A 24,290-nucleotide genomic window follows, 5' to 3' on the forward strand; every position below is an offset into this window, starting at 1 on the left:
CAACCCTCCTATGACCGACCTGCCAGCCGCTTACTTCTCGTCTGGAGCCTGCCGAGTTCATCATCCATGTACTGCGCTTCCGCGCGTGCAAACTCCCGTCCATCAATGTCAAACGGAACAATGATGGTAATATTCCGGCTGTATGAATAGGCTTCTGACAGTTCCCCTTGAAACCCTCCCAAGCCTGCAATCGCAAGGTTTGGGATGCTCACCAGATCTTCTGATACCGACCAAGCCTGATTTATCATAGACTTGATGCCATTCACAAAACCTTCACCTACCCAGAGACCTTGTTTATAGGTAACCTTTGAAGGACTTCCAATTTTCGCCTTGGCAGCGATTGCTTGAGCTGCTGCCGCTGCCATCTGAGAAGCAATATTCTGCACTCTGCCAAGACTGGCTGCCATGCCATTGGCAAAACCCGCGCCAATATTATATCCATGACTATATGCAACTCCTGCGGACGATCCTAGAGCCGCTACAGCATTTGCAGAGATGCTTCTTGCTGCACTCACAGCAGCTGCTCCTCCTTGATTCAATCCAGACGTAAATCTGGACATCGCCGTTCTTGCCACCTGGGACAAAGAATTTAATCCAGTTTCCAGATTATTTTTAATACCGTTTGCCATGCTCTTAGCTTCGGATGTCACTTGTTTATTCCCTGATTTAAAAGCATTGATAAAACCATCCATAGCACTGCCTGCTACACTTTTCAACGCATTCAGGCCACTTTCTACAATATTTACTGAACTCACCATGGAAGACAACGAAGATTCCGCTGATTTCGCATTGCTTGCAATGGATTTCACGGATGAACTGACCAATACCAGGGATGTAGCCAACAGTGCTGCTCCTGCCGCACTCAATGTAACTGAGGCTCCAAAAGTTATCAACCCGGCTGATGATAACAGCAATACAGCAGAAAATGCCGCCATGGAAGCTGTCAGCAGAAGAAGTATAGCGCTAAGTGCAGTCGCTCCACCCAACATTGCTGTCAGTCCCGCTGCCGCCGCTGTCGCCCCAGTTGCAACCATTGGAAGTCCGGCTCCAAGTAACGTTGCCGCAGTTGCCGTAAGGGTGAGCCCAGCAGCTAAAAGAGTTGTTCCAGCGGCAAGAAGAGTAACTCCCGCCGCAGCCACCGTAGCACCGGTACCAGCTATAAGAAGACCAGCTCCGAGTACTATGCTCGCCGCTCCTGCCGTAGCTGCGCCCGTTGCAAACACGATCATAGCCGCTCCTAACTGAGCGATCGCTACAGCTCCTGATGCTCCATACTGAGATACAGTTGGAAGCACTCCGGCTACCACAGCCAACGCTGCCGATCCAATCAAAGCTGATGTTGCTACTAATACAAGTGCTGTGCCAAATGCCAACATGCCAACTGCTCCTGCTGTTAGCATTGGACCCAATACTGCTGCCAAAGCCATTAATCCAGCAAGCGCCACTACCATACCCGCCATAACAGCGATCGCAGGGGTACCGGCACTCACCAAATTAACACATGCCTGAGACATCAACGCCATTCCTGCTCCTGCAATTAATACAGCCGCTCCAAAAGCGACCATCCCAACTGCTCCCGCTGTTAGCTGCACCCCAACTTTTGAAGCCACCACCATCAAGGCTCCTATTGCTGCCACTAAACCAAACATGGTGGCTATTGCTGGCATTCCGGCGTTTGCAAGCGCAATAGACGCTTGTGAAAGAACCGCAAATCCTCCACTAATCATCAATACTGCGGCGCCAAGAGATATCAGTGTTGTCCCCAGAGCCCTCAGTTTTCCAGGGCCTGCCGTAATACTTTTTAACATTACCGTCATGCCAAAACCAAGAGCCCCCACAGCTCCCACAAGCCCAAACATCACTGCAATTGCCACACCACCCGCATCAGCTAATCCCGTTGCCGACTGAGCCAGTAAATAAAACCCTCCGCTAATCATGGCTACACCGGCCCCCATCAACAAAAAAGCTTTCGCTGAAGCTAATATCTTCTTAGAACTGCCCGAACTGGATCTGCCTACCTGTTCCTGACTTCTTGATATACCAAACAGTCGGGAGGCGATCGTTCCAATTCCTGCCGCCGCCAGCCTCCCGATAGATTTCACAAATCCCCCCAGCATAGGCGAAACCACAGATAATATTTTCAGCCCGGCAAAACCAGCTGCCAGTTTGGGGATATGAGGTATCACCTTCGCAATCGCATCCGCGTTCTTTTCCAGGAATCCCGCGAACTGTATTAATTTTTCAGAAACCTGCTCGACAATACTTCCAAATTTTGCGACAGACTGATCTCCCCCAATCTTACCCGTTGTCTTTGAAAAAGATGCTAAAACTGCGGAAAAAGCACTGCTGAATGCCTGTCCTACACGGCTTCCGGCCGATTCCAGCTTCTCCCAGTATGGCTGCAAAGATACGATAAAGCCTGAAATCTTGGGAAAAGCCTTAGATACGGCATCCGACAATTTATTAATGGAGCTTACCACGCCTGCCTTTGCAAAGGAATCATATATCTGCCCCATGCCAGTGGTAACCGTAGCTTCCAAATTTCCCATAGCCCCTTCAAACGTCGTTACCGAACTTGCCGCATCCTTGGCCATATCCGTCATACCAATGTTATTCATAGCCTGGCCTAAAAGCTCAGCAGTAATAGCCCCTTCTTCCATCGCTCCTTTGAAATCATTTCCCAAAACAGGATTCAGCTTTACAAGCTCTTTTTTCAACCCTCCCGCAAGCTGCGGACTGGCGTCCAAAATTTGATTCCAGTCTTCTGCATGTAAAGCCCCCGCCGCCATTGCCTGCGAAAACGCAAGGCCTACTCGGCTGAATTCCTCTGCGCCTCCTCCAAAAACAGCAACTGCGTTTCCAACAGATTCTACCATTCTGTCTGCATCTTGAATTCCATTCGCCGACAAAGCTCCAAAAGTACTCATAACGTCATTTAACGAAAATACTGTCTGATCCGCATAAGTTTTTAATGTCCCTGTGGCTCCCGCAATTCTTTGAATCTCGCTCTCCGACGTTCCTGAAAAACGCATTGCCTGCTGCAGCTTTTGCATGGAATCCGACGTACCGATCACTTCACTCCCAAGGCTTTTTACATTTCCTGCAATGGCCGAAAACGCGCTTTGTCCAATCCCTGCCAGCACTCCAAAACCAAGGCCGCCTGTAACGACACTTTTTAAATTCGAAATACTGCTTTGCGCATTCTTCATTGCTGACGAAAACCCACGATCTGCCGCCGATAAAACCGCCCTTATACTAAAACTCTCAGCCACGTGTCTTCCCTCCTCTCAAAAATTTGCTAGCCTCCGCAAAACGACTTTTTACAGTCCCTCTCGCCTTCTCTAATTCCTTTTCATAGTCATAGAACTTCTGAAATTTTGTAAAAATCGGCCTCGTTTTATTTCTGCCAATTTTTTTCTGGGCTTTAACCGAATAATTCAAAAATGCCTGCAAATGATTTCGATAATCCTTGTCGATTTGCTGCAGCTTAACCGCTTCCATGAGGAGATTGAATTCTGGAATCGTCAACTGATTCACTTCTGAAAACGATTTCATTCCAAGATAACGAAAACAATTTAAAGCGATCTCTCTATACTGCTCTTCAAAAGTTAATTCTTCTTTTCCTCTTTCTCTATCTCTTCTAATATCTTCCGAACTGTATTTTTGGTACAGTTCGCTTTCTTTAAAAAATCCAATACCTCCTCAAATACCGCATCAATATCTGTATCCTCATCTTCGATATAACTGTCCAGTATTTTTCTCGTAACACGCGGTTCCATTCCCTTATTTGCCAAATCCAGGACATCAATCAAAGCTTCCACATCTCCGTTCAGGATTCCAGCAAATTTATAGTTGAACCCCACATCCTTTTTCACTCCTGGCAATCCTTCAACCGGCACATTTATCTGTTTATTGATCTCCCGCAGAAATCCTATACCGAATCGAAACGCATACACCTGGTTATTTATTGTTAATTCCAACATTTTTTCCTCCTATCCCATATCATGCGCCTACTCTGGTAGTGTCCTTAAATACGTAGCTTGCTAATTCCTGTTGTTCCGTTGATACTGTCACCTCTCCCCGGGCTCCGGTTCCGTTGATACCAAATGTCAATGAACACTCTACAAAATCTTCTGCGGAAGAAGTCTTCTCAAACTCCGTCAGATATCCCTGAAAATACATGCCCTTAAATTTGTTGTCTTCTTCCTCCACCGGTTCCGCAAGATTCGCTTCCCAGATTTCAATTAATTCATCTGCATCCATGGCATTTTCCAAAGAATCCAGCATTGTATCACCTTTGGCCAAAATTGATGTCGCTGTGATCTCCACTTCAGCTGCTCCCGGCGTCCGAATACTCCCATCTTTGGTCGCTGTAGAATCGGCATCCTTGCTCTTTGTCCGGCCATTTTCTGTTGTAAACGCAAGCAGAGTTCCATCCTTTGTACTCGCATCTTTTGCAATTCTATATAAATAGACAATTTTAGTTCCCTGTACAGCTTCTTTATTTCCACTGCCTGCAAAAACTTGTAAAGGCAAAGCAGAAAACCGCGGAACCTGGTAATGTTTAGTCATTCTTTTTTTCATTTCACTCATCAAAATCACCTAAACCTCCTAATATATAAGCATAGGGTTTCCATACCCTGTTTAGAAATTACGAAAATTTAAACTCCAATTCCAACAAACCATGCAAAAGTGGAATCTTTGTCGTGTTATCCGGCAGAATTCTCTGGTTCATATTCCGTACATCCCATGCAAAATTTTCCGTGTGTTCCAAGCCATAGCAGACCCTCTTGATATCCAGCAATATCCCAGATAAAGCTCCCCGTTGCTTCGGATTGTTATGCCAAACGTGGATGGTTTGGTACACACTCCCAAACACAGCTGACTTGTTCGGGTCATCCGTCTGTTGGCTGTCCGCCAGATAAATAAAAGGATACGGCGTGTCCTCCGGCGGGAGGAATGTATCATACACGTCATATCCTTTATTTCTCAAATTTAATAACAGCTCTGTGAAGAGCTCCTGCTGTGGATCCATCTCATCACCTCGTCAGCTTTTTCATGTCCTTTTTAAACTTTTCTCTCTGCTCTTCAAAAGCAGGTTTTAAGTAGGGCTGTGCTTCCATGAGTCGGGTGCCAAATTCAACATACGGCGCGTATTCTGCTGTTGGCTCTACCTGGGCATTCATGCCGCCGTTTGTTATCTCCAGACTAATACTACGCTTCAATGTTCCGGTATCTACTGGGGCATTTCTCTGAGCTTTTTCTTCCATTTCTGCTCCATTATGACGGACCACCCGTTCCACATCATCCATACTGACATTATTTTTCAGTTTCTTCTGAAGCTTTTCCATACCGATAATCTTAATCTCGCCCATCACTGTACCTCCGAAAGCACAAGTACCTGTTTCGTCCGCAACTTCCTAATAAAATCCACCGTGTATAGTTTTTCTCCGATACGAATCCGGTCAAAAGGTTCGCAGATATGATTTTGAACTTGGACCGTTAAACTTCCTTGCCTGAGATTTCCATAAACCAATTTGAGCATTTCCGTCTGTGTTTCAGAAACCAATGCAAAACATGTATTTTCTTCAATTTCATCTTCTGCGTAATTGCCAGTCTGCGGATTATATTCTCCCTGAAAAACCTTCTGAAAATGAATAGGCACGTCATATCTCAAAGAAATCTCACCTTTCCTCTTACCACATCCTTCTGCGTATCTAAATAAGCCTGGATATCTGTTCTGTAATTTGCAAAATCATCCTCCGCGAAAGATAAGCTTTCTCCTTCAACTGTATGAGAAGAAAGCCCTTCCGAACCGATTTTATTAAACCGAATAACAGACACATCCACAAGAATATACTCCATCTGAGGGGGCACTTCAATTCCACCCAGCAATAGTTTCAGCCGGTTTTTGGCCGCGTCCAGAATAATGTTGAGTTTCTCGTCAAGTAAATGTTCTTCCACAGGAAGTCCCAATAAAATCTTAATCTTTTCCAGCATGAGGAATCACCTCTTATTTCGTAAATACTACCTTAGCAAAATTGAAGATTACTACCGACTCATCATCCACCAGCACTTCAAAAGTATCCGATGACGTCACCCGGAACACATTATCAGCCTCCCATGGAATATTCTCTTTAGAGGCTGCCCCGTTCTTTTTGAATGTCATGTTCGTTCCGGACTTTGTCAAATGGAATGGGAAGAAATACCCTTCCTGTTCTTCCGGATCCGCTTCATTAAACCCTGTATATCCTGTTACATGTTTCATAGTACCAGTTACGGTGCCATCTTCATACACTTTTACATCGCCCCCAATAAGAGAAGAAATCCTCTTACCGTACAGGGTCTGACCTTGGGACGGAATAGTCAAAATGTCAGACCCGATTATTCCCCCGAGATTGTACCTACAAATACGCCATCCTGGAATTCTGGAAAGAATTTCACGCAGGACATCAGCAGGGTATCGACGGTTGCATTGCCCGTCTTTGTGGAATGCGTCATACCAACAAGGCCGGTAGTATCTGCGGTCAGATTGAAAGTCTGTGCCACATCACCGGACATCGGTACATATGCGCCTCGCAAATTTTCTTTTGCAGTGGCAATCGGTTTTTTTGCCTCTACCTGCGGGGATACAATCGCCGTACCCAGTCCAAGGAAGTTTTCGATATAAGTAAAACCAAAGGCAGTCTGCATGGTAATCTGCGCAGTGCCAAGATAATCCGCCACATCCTGCGGATTGACGAAGTATACCGGGCTGACGTCCTCGTCTTCATAATATTTCTGAAGCTTGGCCCACAGATTTGCCAAACAGATCTGCAGGTTTGTTCCTGCCGCAGTTCCTGTACCAGCTTTCAGAACCGTATAGAGAGAACCTTTGATTCCTTTTTGTACTTTCTGAATTAGTTTTTCATCGCTCTGATTAATTGCGATATCACGGCCCACCTTCTGGATTGCTTCTGCTGTTGTATTCCTGCGGTACTTATCCAGATCCAGCGTAATAGTGTCCGCCAGTTCTCTTTTTACGTGGGTAAGATCAATATCTTCACCTTCTCCTACCTGAGCAGCCAGTTCGCCAACGGTCCATTTATAGATTTTAATATCCGTTCCAGCAGCCATCGGGATCAGATCAGTGATTCCCAAAAGCTGCTGTAACTCCACAATATTCTGGGCAATCCGGCTGGTAAAGTCCACGGAAATCGCAGGAGTAAGGTCCGCCGCAACTGTCGTTCCTGTTTCTGCTGCAAATAACTGCAACTCTCTAAATACTTTATTCTTCATGTCATACCTCCATTATTTGAATAGGTGCATATTCTCCTGAATCAATCTCTGGCGTTCAGTCCGGTCTTTTACTTTCATGATCTGCTCCTTTGTCAATCCAGATGCCCCTCCGGTCTTCGGTGATTCACCCTTCAGTGCATCCTTAACAGATTTATTTACCGCACTCTCAAACAAGAAAATGAAATTTTCAACCGACTTTTTGGTCTTGTCCGCATCCTCGGAAACTAGGACACTCAAAAGATCATCTCCTATGTTGATGTTCTTCTCACTCAGCATCGCTCTGGCTGACTTTGTCATCTCAGAAACCGCCTCTTTGCGGAGAAGTTCCTGTACCTGCTCCTGAAGTTTCTTGTTCTCATGTTCCGCTCTTTCCTGAGCGTTCATTTCCGTCAAACGCCTAGCCTCGTCAAGTTCTTTCTGATGCTTCTCCATCATCCGGGCAAACTTTTTATCAAAGATGCGATCAAGGTCCTCGTCTGTATACTTCGGTACGGGTTTGGGATCCGGATTGCCTTTCGGATCAACCTCAATTGTTTTAGGGTCTCCCGGCTTCGGATCTCTAGAATCATCTAGATTCGGATTTACAGGTGCAGGATCGTCTGCAAACAACTGTAACGCCATAAAGTTTTTATTTTTCATAACTCACTGTACCTCCATAGTTTTAAGTGTCAATGCTTCACTTCTCCGTAGCTTATAGCTTCCACGCCTGGCTTTTCCATAAAGTTTATTGACCTTCATGCCTGGTCACACTATCCGGATATAATCCGGAAATTCATCGGCAATCAAACAGACGCCAATGAAAAAGGAATCCACTAGAAGCTTTCCTGCTTCCGATAGATTCCCGTAATGTATATCAACCCTCCCGGGTGATATTTCATATTTAATTTTATCCTTTGCCAGATCTTCCAGCGACCTGATCAGAGTCTGCGTCAGCGCCGTCACACCGGCACAGACAATATCTTTTCCAACCTCTGCGTAATTTGCATGGCCGGAAACTGTAATTCCGCCCTTCCGGACATTTACTGCAATCAATCACACCACTCCTTTACTGCTCCGGTCATTCCCCGCCGATGGGAGATTATTGGATCACCGCCTTCCTACTGATAACCGCTTACCATCAAATGATATTGTGTCTCCGATTTTCGCAATCTCCTCACCGATTCTCACCCCTTTCAATGTTTCGGCTCCATCCAAAATATCATATAAAAATTTGATAGTCCTATAATTTATCCGGGCAGCCAGCCAATCAGGAGCCAGCATGTTCGCATCTTTTGATACGGTATATTGCTTTTTCATAAATTTTCTCCAAACATCTTCGGATTATCCTGTAACAGTATGTACAGAGCAGTTCCAAGTTTCTCAACCTGCTTTTCTTTTAGACCTATACAATACATTTCATCCAAACCATGAATGATTTCATGAAGGAAGGTGGCCTCCTTTTGTTTATCGGAACTGTTGGTATTCAACATAATCTTTTCTGACAGATAATGAATCTGGCCATAAAGCTCTTTGCCGCCATCATGTAAATTCTCCTGTTCTTCTACGGTATATTCTTTATACAAAATTTTTACTTTCTCAGGTATATTCATTACTAAAACCTCCTAAAAATGAGCATTAAAAAACAGCCGTTTCCGACTGGCTCTATAATCTCGGTACAATATCTTTAATATCTTTCAATGTTTCTCTTACCTTCTTCATCACCGAATTTTCTTCCAGGTACTCAACTCCGTCAAAAGTGATGCCTATCTCGTCATAATTCACAATCCGGCCCGTACCTTTTGTCATACGGCACCTAACACCATTGATAAATCCCTTTTCCTGCATCTGAATAATGATATCCAGCCAATAAGAATATGGGATGCCAAACCTTTCATAGCTAATATCTTCTTTATTGACGTTGACGCCCTGCTTCATACATTCATACAATTCTTTCAGGATACAATAAATGATTTTAAACATATCGTCCTTCGCCATTGTTCGCACCTCCATGTAAAATACCACCGGCCATTTCTGACTGGTGGTAGCTAAGCTGTTACTTTATATTCTTCCGGAATAACAATATCAACAGCATCTTCGAGAAGTTCAAAGTTTTTATCATTCGGAAGATAAAACAAGTCTAATTTTCCTGTATTCTTATCTATAGTTATTCCTTGCTTATCGTATATCGTTTCCGATTGTGCGCTTGCGCCATCAAAAAGCCATCTGTCTCCGAGATCCTTAATTGAGTAAAATCCTATATCACCATATTCTTTTTGAAAATAATTCATAGCCTTTTCACAAGCTGATTTAAACTTCATCCTAATCACCTACCTCACAAGCTGTAATCCCTCGATCTGACGGTTCGAGATCGTCGATTCTCCAAAATAAGGTTTTATCATCTTCAACGTATGAAAATATTTTTGATGATATCTTCTCTCCTGATTGCACGTCATAGAATCGGATCTTTCCATTCACTTTCTCAGCCACAATCACGTGTCCATTCTGTCTGCCTTTCCACGTAACTGCCACTTCTACCCTCGCTCCGTCTGGCCATTTTTCAGTTACGCTGACAATATCTTCCAATCCGCTTCCTGACGTTGTCCTGACCTCTGCACCTACCCACGCCGCTTCTGGATGGCGACTTAGGTAATGGTTTTTAGTTGCCGGTCTTGCTATTACGTTATACCCACGTTTTCGCATTTCATAAGCAGATATACAATTCGTGCAATTTGTTTTATATGCTTCATCCCCGGAAAAATAATTGGGATTTACAGAACACAACGAATCGTCCAGACCTTCAACCTGTTTCCATGATCGCGGAATACCTTCATATATGCTCCTCTTATTTGATTTCATTATACCAGAATCAGAACCTTTTGCAACGGATTTTCGGCTCGATTTCTGCTTGGCTTTCAGTTTATTCCACTCTTCCGTGGTGCCGCCTTTACTCAGGTAATCCAGCCAAGCCTCGTATTCTGCGCTGTCCTCGTAGCTGGCCACAGAGCAACGACACCTTGGATGCATCGGCGGGGCGTTCGTTCCTGGCATCATCTTCGCGACCTTAAAATGCTTCTCATTCAACGCCTGACAGATTGGACAGGCTGTTCCAAGCGCGAGGAAGGTGTATTCCTCAAACCCATTCCGCTCAAATGATTGCTTCTGCGCTTCCGTCTGCACCCTCGCCAGCTCCGTGATCATCAGCCGCTCTGCGTTGCTCTGGCTCACCCCGAACCGCTTCCTGAGATGCGATGCCAGCTTCCGTGGATTCTGTCCCTGGATCAGTCCGGTCTGTAGCAGGCTGCTCAGTTCATTTTTAAGCATTCCCTGATACATCCAGATCCGGTCTGAATATGTAGCATTGTGGAAGGATGCGTTCACGATCGCATGAGCCGCCTTCGCATTATTCTGAATTGCCTTTCCCAGAATTCCCGCCTGCCGCTCGAATTCCGACATGGTCCTCTCCGTCAGGATCTCATTGTAATATTTCTGTAGCTCATCGAACCCGGAGACCATCTCAAGGCCGATCTGCGCTTTTAAAAGCTCCAACCGATTCACCTTCATGGTCAAGTTATAAAGCCGCATCTCCTCATTTGCCTGTGCTGAAAAATCCTTATTCTTGACGTATCGGGCAGCCTTTCGGCCAAGGGCTTCTATATCAGCTTTTGCGGCACGCTTTTTTGCTTCCGCCATCGTGATGCCTTCTTTGCTGGCATACTTTCCATAAAATCCGTTGATCTCTTTCTCAATCTCATCAATCATGTTCTGGTAGATCTCCCAGATACGTTTCTGGTACTCAGCTTCATCCTGGATATTATGTTTCCTCTGTTCCGCTTCCCGGTTCTTCCAATATTCCAGGCTGTTCATCTTTAGTTACACCTCCAAACATCTGCTGCATGACTGTATCCTGCTGAGAGGTTTCTTCTTCCTCTATTCTTTCGATCTCCTGTTGTATATTATCAACAACTGATAGCACTTTAAGCTGTGTCTCGCGTGATGTAATTCCAGAAAGATTTCCAGCTATCTGAGATTCTTCCAAAAGATTTGCCGGATAGTTCTGGGTAAACACAGGTTCAATCCCTACCCACGCATCCTTTTTCATCCCCGAAACTGGATTGCTGAAAATCAGCTTATACCGCCGATTCATTCCCGATTTAAACTTCATGGCCTTTGTTTTGGCAAGATTACTCATAGCCTGAAGCTTATATTTGAGCGCTATTCCAGAAGAAGAGCCAAAATTTTCATCTGAAATATTCGCCACCATACTAATTTGGAAGATCAGTTTCTCTAGCCGATTGATTAAATTCTCTTGCGTTGCATCCCCGTTTGGCTTTTGCAAAAACTCTACAACCAGCTTTCCTGCGTCTTCACCATCAAAATTAATGATACGATTCCGTCTCAGGTTAGTCAGTTCTCCGTCGCTCAATGCTGCGCCAAGAATCTTTAAATAAGCATCTGCAAAGTAATCCACATCATTTGCTTTCTCAGATATCGCCTTGTTATAAGCATCAATCATAGGAAGGGCACTTTCAAAAATTCCCATCCGCTCCTCATTTTCTACAAACTCAACAGCAGGAACACCACCAAATCCATGTCTTTTCGGTTCTCCCACCCATTTGTATGACCCCCGGTTCACAAAGTGCTGTACAACTTGACCATCAGACCAACTCCCCCACTCCACATTATCTGCATCCTTATAATGCCTGACAAAAAAGAGCGGGCGCTCAAGGATACTGTCATCATAGATCATAAAGGCATCAAGCGGTGTCAGGTATGTAATACCAATGTTACCTTCCTCATCTACAAAGTACATTTCATACCCCTTCCCATAGATGCTGCAGACTTTTGACAGTTCAGCATTGTTATCATCCTGATCGTTGTACTGATCTAAGAATTCAAGATACTTCGATACACCTTCATCGTCACAGATCACTTTGATCGGAATACCGATAAAGAATCCATTCATTGTATCTGTGATATACTTTGCAAAATTTACAGGAATACGGTTATCCGGTTTCCAATCTGGTTTCTTCACATTCTGACTGATTGCATACTTATTTTCATAAGCATCATGCAGCTTCTGGTACCGTTGAGTAATCTCAGTCTTATGTTTTGTCATATATTTCGCCAGAAGTTCCGGCGTCATCCCCGTGTCTGCCGCTACTCGAAACATTCTATATTCCTCCTGTCAGTCCACTGTTATAGCTTGTCTTTGGCTTCCTCCAACCTTCCACACCGTAACGCAGCGCCGCCATTGCATCATCCATATATGGTACCGGTTCATCCAAATACTCTCCGGTGCGCTCATCTTTTTTCCACTTCCACTGCTGCAATTCCTTTATTGTATTTGTACAGGATGGGTGTACATAGATCATACGGTGTATTACCTTGTCTTTGCTGACGATTCCTTTCAGCCAGTCAATCTGGGCTGACTGATACTTCTTCTCCGTTGTATGCTCTTTACTTACTGCCCTTGCTCGGAATCCCGCTGTCTTCCATGCTTTTATCCGGTCTGGTTCTGCCGAATCACACCACATTGTTCTCTTTATGGGAATTCCATCTTTGATTGCCAACGGTATGATCTCCGCCGTTTCTTTCTCAAAGACGTATATTTCCTGTAGGATGTAGATGTTATCATCCTTCATCCCCAACAGAAGAATGGCATTGGCATGATTGAATCCAAAATCCTGCCCAATCGCAATGTCATCGTAATCATCCAGATTCTGGCTAATATTTTCCACTGCCCAGTTATGCAGGATTAGACCGCCAACTTCACCCCAATTTCCTAATCCATAAATCTGATATCCTTCCGGATCCACCTCTTTACGGCGAGCCATTCTGGCGTGATATGCAGCATCGATGAATCGATTATCCAGATAAGTACTATGGTGTGTCAGCACATTTGAATCCGGAGTATCAAAAAAGACCTTCTTGATCCAATGATTTTTGTTCACTGGATTGAAGGTCATTCGAATTTGATAAAATTGGTCAGGCGGCAACTCGCCTCTGAGACGGTCGTCTATGATCTCAAAATCTGCCTGCGTGATCTCCGTTGCCTCTTCGATCCACACATCCGTCAGTTTGCCCCTCTGGAAAGTAATGGATTTCAGTTTCTCTCGCTGCTTTTCATCGTTCACGCCCCGGAAGATGATCTGATTCCCGTTAGGTCGAAAAGTAAGAGACAGTGGACTCTGTTTGATATTCCAGTATCTATCCACCTGGTCACCAAATATCCGATAAGCTGCGCCCGTCAGTTCCGCATAGGTACTGTCCCGGTTCGTGATATCCGATTTCCGGATACAGATCAGGTTCCGGCCCTTATCCTGCATCAGGCGCAAGAGATAATTCTGGGCCGTATCAACACTCTTCCCGGAACCGGCCGATCCTTTCATCACGATATACCGCTTCTGACTCCTGTCCACTTCACGGAAGCACGGATTGGCTTTTACCGCGATGTTCATCCAGTATCATCCTCGCCGTAGTCAATCGTGATATTCAGATCCATATCGCCCGTCAGCTCCACCTTGTCCTTGAACAGTCCGAGATGTTTCCCGAGATCAACCAGGGCTGACTTTTTGTCATACAACTTTACCTCTCTTTCCGTTCCGAACTCATTCGGCTTGATCTTAATCGACTGGATGCAGGCAAGATCATCGTCAGACGCGTCCTGTTTGATCTTCGCTGTCTCTGGGTCAAGAACATCCGTGATCTTTGCAAAACCAATTCGTGCCAGCTCCTGCAAGACTCGGTCTTGATTAATGCCGGTTCGGCGAGATCTCTCCGCCATGGCTTTATCTATTCTGCTTTTGATTTCAGGTTTTCTCAGGTTCTCCTCACCGATCGAATAGGCCGTCTGAGGGGAATAACCGGCTCTGATGGCAGCCTGAGTGGCATTCAGGTCAATCAGATACTCTTCTACAAACCTCTTCTGTTTTTCTGTCATTCAGGCTCACCTCCTTTACAGCATAAGAAAAGGCACCCAGATCACTCTGAGTACCTCCTCTCTTTTTACCTGCTAACTTCCAGTACAGACATCAATGCTTCTTGTAACACCTTAGAAACATTAATATGTGCCGCTTCTGCTTCGGCATTCAGCCAATATGGCAACGTCACATTCCTTCTTACAGACTTATTTTCAATGGCTCTGCGATAGCTTACCAAATCTACGTCCACCAAAGATACAAAGCCTTTTCCCTCTTCAGCAAATACTCCTTTTTCCACTTCAATGTCAGAAACTGCTGATGGTTCTTCCAGAGATGCTTTGTTATCCTCAGCAGTAATGCAATGAAGTCCAATCGCATCCCGCGCCATCATAATCGCGTCCGCCATCGTTCCTTTTTCTTCTTCAGCCCCATTTGCTTCTGTATATATTTTTAAATCTGGAACCTCGATTAAAATATTATCTTTTGTTTCTGTAAAAATAACTGGATATGCTACTTTCACCTTTCTACCTCCTTCGCTTTTTAAGGTCAGGGGGTTTTACAACCCCCATTTCCTCAAAATTGCTTTTGCTAGATTTTCGTTGACTTCTTTGTGTCTTGGTACTTGCTCCTCATCTTTACCCCGTCGGTAAATATCGTGATTGCCACCATGCCGTTCAAATTTGAAGCCTGCACTTTGAAGTTTCTTAACCAGGTCCCTTTGCTTCATATCGTTCCTCCTTATGATTATATTATACACATTTTATACACACTTGTCAATAGGAGGAACTATTTATTCTAACAAAAACACCCCATATTTCTACAGGGTGTTTCTCAAAAACTACATAGGGGAAAAATCAGCCGCCGGGCTCTGACACACCGGCAACCGCAACGTCAAAGATTTTTGCATTTCTGCTTATTCTAAAGAATACCACACTTTAAGCGAACGTGACCGAACATTTTTCAAATTATTTTACTTTTTCCAAATAGCGATTGTGTTTCATTCTACATCCATCTTCTGTATATTTCATTCTCTTCTTTGGATATCTAACGTTCATTTGGAGCGCTACCTGGGCCCAGGTTAGATCATCCAGATAATAAAGTCTGAATATCTGTCTCAACTCACTTTTGGGAATCGTCTCTATGTAATCGTCCACCTTATTGACTGCTGCCAGAAGGTCGCTCTCTACAATCTCCAATTTCGCAATTCTTTTTTTTAGCATCGCCTTGGTATCCTCATAGGCTGGCTCAGGAAATCCTGTGATCTTAATGGGGCCGATCGTTCCATCTTTTCTGGTTCCTTTGACAGTATCTGAGACCACATATCCTTTTTCCTGCATCTCACTTAATCTTCTTTGGTCTCTTTCGATTCTCAGCCTGAGATCTGCTGCTTCCTGCCTCAGTTCGCAGTACTCAATCAGGATTTCCTTTGTCATTTCCATTTCTTCTCACTCCTTTACTCTCGGATAATAGGTCCTTTCCCGGTGGTATTTTTCGACCTTCCGAAGCTTTCCCAAAAGCTGTACCATCTTGTCCAGTGTTTTCTTATTTTGTGGCTCTTCAAAAAATTTCACAAGATCTTCGGTTTCCTCTACAAGATCTTTGTAGCACCTTCGCACCTCCCTGCTTTTGTGAAGCCTGGTGCAGACCTTACTTCTTTTCTTGGCTGTGGGTTCGAACTCAATTTCATGAAGAAAGTCCTGAAGCCTTCTGTCTTCCTGCTGCATGTTTTTCTTCGCAGTCTCATAAAGGTCTTGGCTTTCTTTTACAAAATCCAAGAATCTTTTCAATTCTTCTGATCTCACCGGCCTCACCCCCTCATCTGACGAAATGCCCACCAGGTATAACACTCACAGTATCCGCTAGGGAATAACAGGCGAATGTGATGCTCGTATAGCCCAGCGACTTTCACTTTAATTTTTCTCACGGTCTTTCTGCCGTGCTCTCCTTCCATAGTCGTTTCGGTTATGTAAATGGTTTCCCCTATCCTTATCCCGTGCTTTTCTTCCAGGCGCCGCTGCCTGTCTGCTTTCGCGATCGCCTGATCGGCAGTGGGGTCTGGAATTTTTTCATGATTCATCTGCTGCCCTCCTTTAGAATTTCATCAACAATAATTCCCTTCATTCAATCCCGCCTTTCTCGACAACCTCTATCGCCTTATTAAATACGCAAGCCATACAATCATTTTCTCTACATTCTTCTCCGAAGCAGTCTTTACTTGCAGGTGATAGCATAATCTGTTTACATTTGTCCAGTTCCTCAATCACCTTTTCCTTGTCAAAGGCGGCAGGCTCATCCATAATCATGTGCTTTAATGCTGTTCTTTCATTTAGCTGTGCAACATATCTCGGATATGCATGGCTTGTTGTTGGCGTATCTAAAACTCTTTTCTTTGCCAATTCTTCAAACTCTGTTATCTTGTTATATAATTTTTCTGCACTAATCAGCTTGTCCATCTTTTCTCCTTTCCGGGCGGTATGGCTCTGGGAGAGGCTGCCAAGCATTAACGTATAAATCATTGGCAATGCAAGTATCCTGTTCATCGCAATCACCCAGATAAAATGCCCCGCCCCCTTCTTCGTCTCTATCGTATCTTCCGACCATTGGAAGACTAGAATTCGAAAATGATAAAAGAAAATATTTGTCATCTTTCGGCAACTCACGTTCCACCGGAATCCAGCCATCATCTTTGGCAGCGACATTTATGTCGTTACCATCATTCATATGCTTGCGGATGATACACTCTATTGTTCCTATCGAAACACACATGGCGCCATACCCATCTGCTACTTCTGCATATACTGATGATACTTTTATCTCTTCCAGAATCTTCTCTAATTCCTGCATGTTAGTCCTCCAATCTTTCATTCAACATCTCTATCCATTCCTCCAAAGTAATCTGTCCTTCCCTGTGGGATTTCTCCACTTCACTTTCTACTTCTCCAATTATCCTGCCAAGCATATTCAGTGCACTTTGGAAATCTGCCCGTGGATATTCTTTGTATTGCCTGCACAGCGCTCTCCATGCATTATTAAAGCTTTCGATTACTTCTCTGTCTGTCACAGTTACCTCCCAAAAACGTCCGCAGCATCCGCTCCCGATAATCCATTTTTTTTCTGCTGCTTTTCTACGTCTTTGATCGTCCGGTCAAGCTTATACTCCATCATCGGCTCCACATCATCCTCAATCCCTAGCAAATATTCCACCTGCGGAGCCACATTCTTTACGTCCGCGATCTCTTCGATCATAGGGCGTTTATCCCCTGTCAGAACATACTTGCTCAATGCCTGAACCAGCTCGCCGCACTCCTCTGCCAGCTTCCAAAGCTGCTTTTCCTGGTAGTGGTCTGCGATCTGGCGAAGCTTCTGCTGCCGTTCATCAATCATGTTTTCAATCTCAATCATTCTTATCACCCTTTCTCTGGATATAGCCGTAAAACATCGTATAATCTCGATACAGCCTTTTGATTGCTTTCCTCAACCAATTTTACATATTCATCCAGATTAACCGTGGAATCGTCCATAATCGCTTTTTGTCGCTCTTCCAGATATCTTTCCGCCAAAGCTGTCATGCTGCCATAATACCCAACTGTACGATATATCTCTTTTCCACTCTTCTTTGCTGTACATTTCTCTTTCAAAATATAATTTAACTTGTCTGTCTCGATAAAGTATTTTTCATCAACTTTAATTTTCATATATGCATCCCCTTTCGATATTTTGATTCCAAATATTGTGATACTGACAGACATAAATATTTGCATAATTCCGTGGGATATCTTTTGTATATCTCATCAAGGTCTGTCACTAAATCCGCCCAATATCCATCTTGTTCTTCTGGTAAATAATATTTTTTAATTACTCGCCAGATTTCCGATATCATTTTTGATTCTGTAACTTTGTCATTATTTTTGATTTCTGACACACTCACCTCCGTCAATCAAAAATTGGTTCAAAATCATCCGGAACAGTAACAAATTCTTCTTTTTCCCATCCCAATTCCCAATCAAATGTTTCTGGGTTTTCAGAAATTCGCTTGGAAGATTCTTGGAAATATAGCTTGATGCCATCTCGATTTGTCCTCCCGTTTAAACGGTTTTTATACACGCTTAAAATCCTCTCTGTGGAGTCCTTTTTATCGTTATCTTTCGGTTTGCCATACCGGATTACCACATCAACCAGATTAGTAATATTTGAGCTTCCGGCCACATCATCATTATCAAATGCTACCCCAGTAGACTTTCTAGGATGGACAATCAGAAATACCAGCACATCATATCTTTTTGCCAGCACAGTCAAGGCTTTTACAAACTTTGTCTGCATCCGATACAAGTCTGATGATAAATCATCTGAGATTGCCGTCATAAGATTATCAATAACCAAAACTCGACATCCATATTGTTTAATAGCATTTTCCAGAGTTTCCAGCAAAGTCTCTTCTTCTGTGTCTTCCGTAACAATCCCATTGTCATAAATATAAGCTTTCCCGGCATACCAATTTTCAATTTGCTGCAATTTATCTGCCTGAATGGAGTATGACTTATAGCCATAATCTGATATCAAAGCATTGATATTCCGCGCCCCTGCGATCTGGTACTCTATCCACGCTTTAAAATACCAATCCATCAGCTCACCAGAATAGAAAAATGTAGGGTATCCAGCCGCGATTGCTTGTGTGCCAAATTGGGACACCAACGTAGATTTTCCAAAACCACGCTCCCCGGTAACTAAGATTACTTGTCCAAAGTAAAAACCACCTGTTAGTTTGTCCAGTCCATAAATCCCGGACCTTATCTTTTCCATGGCGTTCAGGTCCATTCGTTTTACTTCTTCCAAAGGTTTTATTTTGGGGTTGCTTACCGGAACTGCATTCTCCACACATTTCTGTAAATATTCCGGACCATATTTCTGTAAAATTTCGTTTGCGTCCTTACAGTCTTTGTAATCGTCCTCTCTGATGTGCTTAACGGTCCCGTGAAAGCGTTTTTGCATCTCAGGTAATAAAGATATCGCCTCATGCTCAAAATCGCCAAATATGACCAAATTTGCGAATCTAGAGAGGAAGTCCCAGCAATAGGGTATCCAGGTAAATCCTTTTGCCCCGTTCGGAACACTTACGGCGTTTTTAATTCCAGCTTCCGCACAAGACAAAGAATCTATCTGTCCTTCTGTCAAAACCAACGTTGGTTGCTCTGGGTCACAATGGTTCATTCCAAATAATATCGGTTTGCAGTTTCGTTCGCACCACTCTTTGTTCTTGTCCCGATCTTTGTCAAAGTCGGTTTTCCGATACTTTACAAATTGCAAGATGTTATTTTCGTCGTAAAACGGAAACACTAAAATATTTTCATTGTCTTTTTGCGTGGTGATATTATACCGTTTTGCTGTTTCTTCGCTTATCCCCCTGCTCTCCAGGTATTTAACTGCTGCTGGCTTTGTCTGCGGCTTTTCTTTTCTGTGGATATTCCGAAATCGTTTCTTGGGGCTGTAATACTCATCCACCTCAGTTCCAAGCGAAAAATTAAAATCCCTAGCGAGCGTAATCATATTACCGTGGGCATCACAGGACGCTCTTAAACATTTAAATTGTCCAGTATCAAGATTGATCGAAAAGGTCCCTTTGTCTTTTCCGTTGCTTCCACCTAAGCAGTAAGGGCATCGGTCAAATCTCAGCTCATCTCCCTTTACACAATACCTGGCCCTGATCTCTCTTCCGAACCGTATTGCATCCTCTCGGTCAAATTTGTATATCTCCATTTTCTATTTTCCTTTTCATTTCCGCATACTCTTCGTCGCTCATATTCCACAGATCAATTCCTTCTCGCTCCTCAAGCGGAGGAGAAATAGGCGCCACAGGCTCTTTATTGTTTACATTGTTATCATTGTTATAATTGTTTACATTGTTGAATGTGTGTTTCTGTGATGCCTCTGTGATGCCTCCGTGATGCTTCTGTGATGCCTGAGTGATGTTTCTGTGACGTTTCTGTGATGCTTTGTGTGATGTTTTCTCTATAGCCTCGATACTCCCAAACCCTTGATATTGCTCGTATTTCACAATTTTTATAGTGGTTTTTTTAGTGTCGCTTTTTTGAGACAACATTCCGACCTTTTCTAATTCATTTAGAAACTTATTTACCTTAGAATTTGACCATCCCCACCGATCTCCTAATTTCCTCTTACTTGTGATAATTTGTCCTTTTTCAATTGAAACCATATCTCCGTCAAAGTAAAATTCAGTATCTTTATGAGAGGCCAAAAGAATCATATCTATCCACGCCTGTCCCCTGGAAAAAGGCTTATCTTCCCATAAAGGATTATCCATAATGCTTCGATATATCACTACCCATCCTTTAGCCATCAAATTCACCTCTTTCCAATCTCTCTTTAGCATCCCTGTAGAGGACTTCTTTGATAAGCTTTCCTGATGTTTCTTCTTTGCAAAAAATGACATTTAAGTTATATCTAATCATCCACGCTATTGTAGACGCTGCGAATGCTTTTGGGTGGAATTTACTGCGGTATTTTCCGTTCAACAAGTTCTCCCAATTAGAGTTTTCGCATAACAAATATATCCTACAATGATTGTCCAAAGCTCTTTCAAATTCTCTCTGGAATCGCTGGCGGCTGCGTGTAAAACAGCCTGCCAGTTCGTCCAAATTCATCTTCCTTTCCACGGCACAAATAGGGCTTATTGTTTCCGAATTATCATATAATTTAGTACCATTTGGAAGAATTAAATTGTATGTATAATCCCCATAAGACAAAGTTTTTTTTGTGTATGGAACACCAAATTCTTCATACCTTTTTCTGCTTTTTTCGGTATCCTGCTCCCTTGTATCTACCAATATTTCAAACGTTTTTAAGACTTCTTTTTGCTCAAAAATGTTCATTTTAGAATGGCAATTCATCCTTTGCTCCTTCTGGAATATTCATAAAGCCGCCCCCTGCCGGTGTGCTGCCTGCTGGATATCCGTTGTCTTTCTTTTCTTTCAAAAGTGTGTCTGCTGGAATTTCGAATTTGCCGGAACGGATTTTTTCTACTGTTACCAGACTGTGGCAATTTGTAAAGAACCCATGTCTGCCGTCAAACTCATATTCTTTGTTGTTAAACAAAGCGCCAATCATTTTTCCTTTTAAGGTTTGTTCATCCCAGTTCCAATGATAGCCTGAATTAGATTCCTCGAAGGCGGAAATCACCGTCTTAAACCTGCGCATTGTCCAGTTATCTTGTTCCGAACCATCGTCCTTTGGAACACGGAGTCTGTATGTACCCTTCCATTTTTTATCCTCCTGTGTCTGCGCCCGGTAATTGTTGGCAAAAAATCCTTTATATTCGCCTTCCTCAATATCAAAAGACAAAAGGATTACGTCTCCCCAGCTATTTTCTTGATATTTCACATCTAAGATTTTCAGGACATAGCCCCCTACCGGAAGCCGCTCCTGTTCAAAATATGCCTGTGCTGTTTCATAACCATTTAATTTTTTCATTCTAAAATTCCTCCAATGCTTCAATTACTTTTACAATATCATTTTCAATTTCAAAACTTTCGAAAGCTCCTAGGGGACTCTTGGCCGTGCTATTCTTCGCCTGGGTCTCAAAAAGGTATTTCCCATCCACACACTTTGACAGAAGTACCGTAGTAAACTTACTTTCCAGCACAATCTTGTCCAGCTTCTTCCCGGATGTTTTAATGCGAGTAAACATATAGCCTGCTTCGTCATGGTCTGTCTGGGTATGGGCTGTAAAAATTACTGTCAGATCGTCTCGTAATTCATAGGCATAGCATACTAAATCCCAGACACAAGCGGCTAGATCAACCCATTTGTCATACCCTTTTTCCTTACTCCGACGCATTTCGTCCGCTATCATAAGCCCGTTAAGAGTATCAATAACAACTACTTTTTTATCCTTCCAGTCTGTTTCCAGCTTTTTTAATGCAATAAGCACTTGCTGTACAAAATCTGTCTTGATATAATTCTTGTTTTCTGTGTTATACTGCTGCTTCCATCCCTTCCACGACAGCCCCTTTTTATCACAGTCTATGTACAACGTCGTTTTGGGGTCTAAATTCCGCATACTCGTTGTTTTGCCGGAACCAGATTCCCCTGCAATGCAGATTACTTTTGACACTGATCTTCCTCTCCTTTGTCATATACTACTTTGTCCGCCGTTTCCAAAATCAAAATCGTTGCGATTTCCTTCATGGAAAGAGTTGACTCGTTGTAAATGTCAATAAGCGCATTGTACGCTTCTGCGGAAACTCTAACGACTGCCTAGCATCCCTTTGGCAAACGTTCTCTATTTCTTGCAGGAATATGTATTTCCCACCTGTCGCTCATTTTTGTCCACCTCCATCAACGTTTTTATTGCTTGCGCATAATTTGAAATTGACCGGCTGCGATACTGCTCATAAACTGGATTATCATTGATTTCTGAAAGCTGTTCATCGATCAGCTCATACAGCCTGGAAATTCGTTCCGTATTATCCATCAACTCAGCTCCTTCCCCAGTGATCGTATATAATCGCCAATACAGTCTTCGCAGACCGACAGCCCATTGATCTCATACACCATGTCGCCATTGTAAAAGCTGTCCTCCCGGTATATGGGCTGTTCGCAAAGATCACAAAGAATAAAATCCCGGTCCGTCTGTTCGTGCCTTTCCGCATCTAATACTGGATTATTCGTTTTCATCTGACTCTCCAATAATCTTTTTCAATGTTTCTGAAAGAATGCATCCATCTTTATCCGTCATTCTTTTAATGATTTCCAGTTTCTCTTCTGCTTTGATTAATCGAATGAAATCTTCGTAATCTACTTTAATCATTTGACATTTCCCTCTCTTTCTTTTATGATAAAGACAGGTATTTTTACCTGTATTTTTTTATTTAGAGCCTTATGGGGTGCTGCCCTGAGGCTCATTTTTACTTTCCAACCAGATCACTACGATCAAAATCACCAAGGCCATCCCTAGAAAAGTACAGATTGTTTGAGATACCCGGCCAAACTCGAAAAATCCTGAGCAGGTAATCAGATATGCCAACAGACCCGTGATCGCCAGGTCCCTAGCGGGGTCCTTCAGTAGTTTTCTCATGGTTTATTTCCTCCGGTTTGTAAGACTCAATAAATCTTTCAAGATCACTGCCTCTAATCTTTTTGCTGCCTAACAGCAAATAGGGAAGTTCCCCTGAATTGATAAGTGCATAAGTATCTGATATACTCATCATTAAAACTCTTGATGCTTCTCTCACTGTATAAAGCGGTTTATACGGCTCTACCATAATCTCCACCTCCTATCGCTCAACTTTGAACAGCCAATCTGACTCATCCTCAGTCACTATGCCAAAATATTCATCGGTTCGTGTCAAATGACACTCAATACCATAGAACTGCCGGAGTGCCATCTGATACACTTCCCATTGTGCCTGACACCAGTATTCTGCTTTTCTGTCTCCGATCTCTAACCACTTATCCCAAGCAGCTACACATTCCTTCATGCTGCTTCCTAATTCAGTCTTTAAGAATTTTTCTTTGTTCATCTTCATTTTTGTTCTCCCCTTTGATCGTATTTTTCTTCATTGCAAATGTTGTAGGAGATATAATAGGAATTCAACTACTTCCTTTGTCCCAATAAAAATAATTATCGCAAATGCTATTGCTTCAATTAAATTATTTACGCCATTGTGCTTAGCATAAATTAATACCGCCGCTGCAAGAACACTCCACATTCAATATCTCACCTCCTCAGCCCCCATTTACAACTCCTCCTTCATGTCTACTGCCTTCTCTTCGAGAAAATATTCGATAGATACTCCGAAGTAATCAGCTAAGATTTTGAGCTTGTCGACTTTTGGTTTACTCCTCCCTGCCTTCCAATAAGAAAAGATATTTTCACCAATTCCTGTATCTTTAGATACCTGGTAAGCTGTTTTGTTGGTTTTCTCCAATAATTCAGCAAATTTTTCGTACAAAATTCTTCCTCCTTTCACAAAAACTAATATTGTACATACTTCACATTTGTGATATACTTCAATTAGCCTTTAAAGCATCATAAATTTAATGCATTTCCAAAATGGGTTTGTTTTTATTGTATTGCTACCATTTCGTGAAGTATGT

The 24,290-nt window shown here is 43.1% G+C and carries 44 protein-coding genes; all 44 read right to left on the reverse strand.

What is annotated here, in order from left to right; translation table 11 throughout:
- Positions 1-8: 8 nt before the first annotated feature.
- The 44 genes from BLHYD_RS12570 to BLHYD_RS12785 all read right to left on the reverse strand — a co-directional run bounded on the left by BLHYD_RS12570 (position 9) and on the right by BLHYD_RS12785 (position 24,145).
- A complete protein-coding gene (locus BLHYD_RS12570; protein WP_005950579.1) occupies positions 9-3,272 on the reverse strand; it encodes a tape measure protein in 3,264 nt (1,087 codons plus the stop codon).
- Positions 3,265-3,537, reverse strand: coding sequence for a hypothetical protein (locus BLHYD_RS12575; RefSeq protein ID WP_412657369.1), 273 nt, complete (start codon positions 3,535-3,537; stop codon positions 3,265-3,267). Before BLHYD_RS12575 ends, BLHYD_RS12570 begins: the two co-directional genes overlap by 8 nt.
- 71 nt (positions 3,538-3,608) lie before the next feature.
- A complete protein-coding gene (locus tag BLHYD_RS12580) occupies positions 3,609-3,983 on the reverse strand; it encodes a tail assembly chaperone (RefSeq protein WP_005950575.1) in 375 nt (124 codons plus the stop codon).
- Positions 3,984-4,002: 19 nt separating this feature from the next.
- Complete coding sequence (locus tag BLHYD_RS12585; protein ID WP_005950573.1) at positions 4,003-4,593, reverse strand: phage major tail protein, TP901-1 family; 591 nt, start codon at positions 4,591-4,593, stop codon at positions 4,003-4,005.
- Between the two features lie 58 nt (positions 4,594-4,651).
- Positions 4,652-5,035 carry a hypothetical protein gene (locus BLHYD_RS12590; protein WP_005950572.1) on the reverse strand — a complete coding sequence of 128 codons (384 nt, stop codon included), beginning with the start codon at positions 5,033-5,035 and terminating at the stop codon, positions 4,652-4,654.
- Positions 5,036-5,039: 4 nt separating this feature from the next.
- Positions 5,040-5,375, reverse strand: coding sequence for an HK97-gp10 family putative phage morphogenesis protein (locus BLHYD_RS12595; RefSeq protein WP_005950570.1), 336 nt, complete (start codon positions 5,373-5,375; stop codon positions 5,040-5,042).
- Positions 5,375-5,677: a hypothetical protein gene (locus BLHYD_RS12600; RefSeq protein ID WP_005950568.1), complete on the reverse strand. Its 303-nt coding sequence runs from the start codon at positions 5,675-5,677 to the stop codon at positions 5,375-5,377. Before BLHYD_RS12600 ends, BLHYD_RS12595 begins: the two co-directional genes overlap by 1 nt.
- Positions 5,674-6,000 (reverse strand): phage head-tail connector protein, encoded by a 327-nt coding sequence (locus tag BLHYD_RS12605; RefSeq protein WP_005950566.1) that lies wholly within the window; start codon positions 5,998-6,000, stop codon positions 5,674-5,676. The genes BLHYD_RS12600 and BLHYD_RS12605 overlap by 4 nt, the downstream gene beginning before the upstream one ends.
- Before the next feature lie 13 nt (positions 6,001-6,013).
- Positions 6,014-6,298 carry a hypothetical protein gene (locus BLHYD_RS12610; RefSeq protein WP_242648405.1) on the reverse strand — a complete coding sequence of 95 codons (285 nt, stop codon included), beginning with the start codon at positions 6,296-6,298 and terminating at the stop codon, positions 6,014-6,016.
- An 86-nt stretch (positions 6,299-6,384) separates the two neighbouring features.
- On the reverse strand, positions 6,385-7,278 hold the full coding sequence (locus tag BLHYD_RS12615; RefSeq protein WP_005950563.1) for a hypothetical protein: 894 nt from the start codon (positions 7,276-7,278) through the stop codon (positions 6,385-6,387).
- 12 nt (positions 7,279-7,290) lie between these two features.
- On the reverse strand, positions 7,291-7,917 hold the full coding sequence (locus BLHYD_RS12620; protein ID WP_005950561.1) for a DUF4355 domain-containing protein: 627 nt from the start codon (positions 7,915-7,917) through the stop codon (positions 7,291-7,293).
- A gap of 105 nt (positions 7,918-8,022) precedes the next feature.
- Positions 8,023-8,310, reverse strand: coding sequence for a ribosomal-processing cysteine protease Prp (locus BLHYD_RS12625; protein WP_005950559.1), 288 nt, complete (start codon positions 8,308-8,310; stop codon positions 8,023-8,025).
- Between the two features lie 54 nt (positions 8,311-8,364).
- Positions 8,365-8,574, reverse strand: a complete 210-nt coding sequence (locus BLHYD_RS12630; RefSeq protein ID WP_005950558.1) for a hypothetical protein — start codon at positions 8,572-8,574, stop codon at positions 8,365-8,367.
- A complete protein-coding gene (locus tag BLHYD_RS12635; RefSeq protein WP_005950556.1) occupies positions 8,571-8,867 on the reverse strand; it encodes a hypothetical protein in 297 nt (98 codons plus the stop codon). The genes BLHYD_RS12630 and BLHYD_RS12635 overlap by 4 nt, the downstream gene beginning before the upstream one ends.
- 52 nt (positions 8,868-8,919) lie before the next feature.
- On the reverse strand, positions 8,920-9,252 hold the full coding sequence (locus BLHYD_RS12640; protein ID WP_040350758.1) for a YjcQ family protein: 333 nt from the start codon (positions 9,250-9,252) through the stop codon (positions 8,920-8,922).
- 50 nt (positions 9,253-9,302) lie between these two features.
- Complete coding sequence (locus BLHYD_RS12645; RefSeq protein ID WP_005950554.1) at positions 9,303-9,575, reverse strand: hypothetical protein; 273 nt, start codon at positions 9,573-9,575, stop codon at positions 9,303-9,305.
- A gap of 1 nt (position 9,576) precedes the next feature.
- Positions 9,577-11,121 (reverse strand): minor capsid protein, encoded by a 1,545-nt coding sequence (locus BLHYD_RS12650; protein WP_005950552.1) that lies wholly within the window; start codon positions 11,119-11,121, stop codon positions 9,577-9,579.
- A complete protein-coding gene (locus tag BLHYD_RS12655) occupies positions 11,069-12,427 on the reverse strand; it encodes a phage portal protein (protein WP_005950550.1) in 1,359 nt (452 codons plus the stop codon). The genes BLHYD_RS12650 and BLHYD_RS12655 overlap by 53 nt, the downstream gene beginning before the upstream one ends.
- A 1-nt stretch (position 12,428) precedes the next feature.
- A complete protein-coding gene (locus tag BLHYD_RS12660) occupies positions 12,429-13,715 on the reverse strand; it encodes a PBSX family phage terminase large subunit (protein ID WP_005950548.1) in 1,287 nt (428 codons plus the stop codon).
- Positions 13,712-14,197, reverse strand: coding sequence for a terminase small subunit (locus BLHYD_RS12665; RefSeq protein ID WP_005950546.1), 486 nt, complete (start codon positions 14,195-14,197; stop codon positions 13,712-13,714). The genes BLHYD_RS12660 and BLHYD_RS12665 overlap by 4 nt, the downstream gene beginning before the upstream one ends.
- A gap of 65 nt (positions 14,198-14,262) precedes the next feature.
- On the reverse strand, positions 14,263-14,697 hold the full coding sequence (locus BLHYD_RS12670) for a type II toxin-antitoxin system HicB family antitoxin (protein WP_005950544.1): 435 nt from the start codon (positions 14,695-14,697) through the stop codon (positions 14,263-14,265).
- A 36-nt stretch (positions 14,698-14,733) separates the two neighbouring features.
- Positions 14,734-14,904, reverse strand: coding sequence for a type II toxin-antitoxin system HicA family toxin (locus BLHYD_RS12675; RefSeq protein ID WP_005950542.1), 171 nt, complete (start codon positions 14,902-14,904; stop codon positions 14,734-14,736).
- A 238-nt stretch (positions 14,905-15,142) separates the two neighbouring features.
- Positions 15,143-15,616, reverse strand: coding sequence for a hypothetical protein (locus BLHYD_RS12680; RefSeq protein ID WP_005950539.1), 474 nt, complete (start codon positions 15,614-15,616; stop codon positions 15,143-15,145).
- Between the two features lie 6 nt (positions 15,617-15,622).
- The gene (locus BLHYD_RS12685) at positions 15,623-15,979 is read right to left on the reverse strand and encodes a hypothetical protein (RefSeq protein ID WP_155799573.1); all 357 of its coding nucleotides are present in this window, start codon (positions 15,977-15,979) and stop codon (positions 15,623-15,625) included.
- A 5-nt stretch (positions 15,980-15,984) separates the two neighbouring features.
- Positions 15,985-16,254, reverse strand: coding sequence for a hypothetical protein (locus BLHYD_RS12690; RefSeq protein WP_005950536.1), 270 nt, complete (start codon positions 16,252-16,254; stop codon positions 15,985-15,987).
- 40 nt (positions 16,255-16,294) lie between these two features.
- Entirely contained in the window at positions 16,295-16,630 is a 336-nt protein-coding gene (locus BLHYD_RS12695) for a hypothetical protein (RefSeq protein ID WP_040350757.1), read from the reverse strand.
- The gene (locus BLHYD_RS12700) at positions 16,614-17,021 is read right to left on the reverse strand and encodes a DUF551 domain-containing protein (RefSeq protein WP_050769912.1); all 408 of its coding nucleotides are present in this window, start codon (positions 17,019-17,021) and stop codon (positions 16,614-16,616) included. The genes BLHYD_RS12695 and BLHYD_RS12700 overlap by 17 nt, the downstream gene beginning before the upstream one ends.
- Position 17,022: 1 nt before the next feature.
- Positions 17,023-17,238, reverse strand: coding sequence for a hypothetical protein (locus BLHYD_RS12705; RefSeq protein WP_040350756.1), 216 nt, complete (start codon positions 17,236-17,238; stop codon positions 17,023-17,025).
- A 2-nt stretch (positions 17,239-17,240) separates the two neighbouring features.
- Positions 17,241-17,579 (reverse strand): nucleoside triphosphate pyrophosphohydrolase family protein, encoded by a 339-nt coding sequence (locus BLHYD_RS12710; protein WP_260784623.1) that lies wholly within the window; start codon positions 17,577-17,579, stop codon positions 17,241-17,243.
- A gap of 5 nt (positions 17,580-17,584) precedes the next feature.
- The gene (locus BLHYD_RS12715) at positions 17,585-17,872 is read right to left on the reverse strand and encodes a hypothetical protein (RefSeq protein ID WP_055163699.1); all 288 of its coding nucleotides are present in this window, start codon (positions 17,870-17,872) and stop codon (positions 17,585-17,587) included.
- Positions 17,869-18,099, reverse strand: a complete 231-nt coding sequence (locus BLHYD_RS12720) for a hypothetical protein (RefSeq protein WP_005950530.1) — start codon at positions 18,097-18,099, stop codon at positions 17,869-17,871. The genes BLHYD_RS12715 and BLHYD_RS12720 overlap by 4 nt, the downstream gene beginning before the upstream one ends.
- A gap of 11 nt (positions 18,100-18,110) precedes the next feature.
- The gene (locus BLHYD_RS12725; protein ID WP_005950528.1) at positions 18,111-19,931 is read right to left on the reverse strand and encodes an ATPase domain-containing protein; all 1,821 of its coding nucleotides are present in this window, start codon (positions 19,929-19,931) and stop codon (positions 18,111-18,113) included.
- Positions 19,912-20,532: a hypothetical protein gene (locus BLHYD_RS12730; RefSeq protein WP_005950526.1), complete on the reverse strand. Its 621-nt coding sequence runs from the start codon at positions 20,530-20,532 to the stop codon at positions 19,912-19,914. The genes BLHYD_RS12725 and BLHYD_RS12730 overlap by 20 nt, the downstream gene beginning before the upstream one ends.
- The gene (locus tag BLHYD_RS12735) at positions 20,525-21,082 is read right to left on the reverse strand and encodes an ERCC4 domain-containing protein (RefSeq protein ID WP_242648404.1); all 558 of its coding nucleotides are present in this window, start codon (positions 21,080-21,082) and stop codon (positions 20,525-20,527) included. The genes BLHYD_RS12730 and BLHYD_RS12735 overlap by 8 nt, the downstream gene beginning before the upstream one ends.
- The gene (locus tag BLHYD_RS12740; protein WP_021845494.1) at positions 21,066-21,662 is read right to left on the reverse strand and encodes a hypothetical protein; all 597 of its coding nucleotides are present in this window, start codon (positions 21,660-21,662) and stop codon (positions 21,066-21,068) included. Before BLHYD_RS12740 ends, BLHYD_RS12735 begins: the two co-directional genes overlap by 17 nt.
- 1 nt (position 21,663) lies before the next feature.
- Positions 21,664-22,305 carry an ATP-binding protein gene (locus tag BLHYD_RS12745; protein WP_021845493.1) on the reverse strand — a complete coding sequence of 214 codons (642 nt, stop codon included), beginning with the start codon at positions 22,303-22,305 and terminating at the stop codon, positions 21,664-21,666.
- A 168-nt stretch (positions 22,306-22,473) separates the two neighbouring features.
- Entirely contained in the window at positions 22,474-22,665 is a 192-nt protein-coding gene (locus tag BLHYD_RS12750) for a hypothetical protein (protein ID WP_322141401.1), read from the reverse strand.
- Positions 22,665-22,868, reverse strand: a complete 204-nt coding sequence (locus BLHYD_RS12755; RefSeq protein WP_260784532.1) for a hypothetical protein — start codon at positions 22,866-22,868, stop codon at positions 22,665-22,667. Before BLHYD_RS12755 ends, BLHYD_RS12750 begins: the two co-directional genes overlap by 1 nt.
- Complete coding sequence (locus tag BLHYD_RS12760) at positions 22,855-23,001, reverse strand: hypothetical protein (RefSeq protein ID WP_260784531.1); 147 nt, start codon at positions 22,999-23,001, stop codon at positions 22,855-22,857. The genes BLHYD_RS12755 and BLHYD_RS12760 overlap by 14 nt, the downstream gene beginning before the upstream one ends.
- A gap of 69 nt (positions 23,002-23,070) precedes the next feature.
- Positions 23,071-23,268, reverse strand: a complete 198-nt coding sequence (locus BLHYD_RS12765; protein ID WP_260784530.1) for a hypothetical protein — start codon at positions 23,266-23,268, stop codon at positions 23,071-23,073.
- Entirely contained in the window at positions 23,240-23,455 is a 216-nt protein-coding gene (locus BLHYD_RS12770) for a helix-turn-helix domain-containing protein (protein WP_005950520.1), read from the reverse strand. The genes BLHYD_RS12765 and BLHYD_RS12770 overlap by 29 nt, the downstream gene beginning before the upstream one ends.
- A 12-nt stretch (positions 23,456-23,467) precedes the next feature.
- A complete protein-coding gene (locus tag BLHYD_RS12775) occupies positions 23,468-23,719 on the reverse strand; it encodes a hypothetical protein (RefSeq protein WP_005950518.1) in 252 nt (83 codons plus the stop codon).
- Between the two features lie 30 nt (positions 23,720-23,749).
- Entirely contained in the window at positions 23,750-23,902 is a 153-nt protein-coding gene (locus BLHYD_RS12780; protein ID WP_005950516.1) for a hypothetical protein, read from the reverse strand.
- 27 nt (positions 23,903-23,929) lie between these two features.
- Positions 23,930-24,145: a helix-turn-helix domain-containing protein gene (locus BLHYD_RS12785; protein ID WP_040350755.1), complete on the reverse strand. Its 216-nt coding sequence runs from the start codon at positions 24,143-24,145 to the stop codon at positions 23,930-23,932.
- Positions 24,146-24,290: the final 145 nt, after the last annotated feature.

The sequence above is a fragment of the Blautia hydrogenotrophica DSM 10507 genome (assembly GCF_034356035.1).
GTDB lineage: Bacteria > Bacillota > Clostridia > Lachnospirales > Lachnospiraceae > Blautia_A > Blautia_A hydrogenotrophica.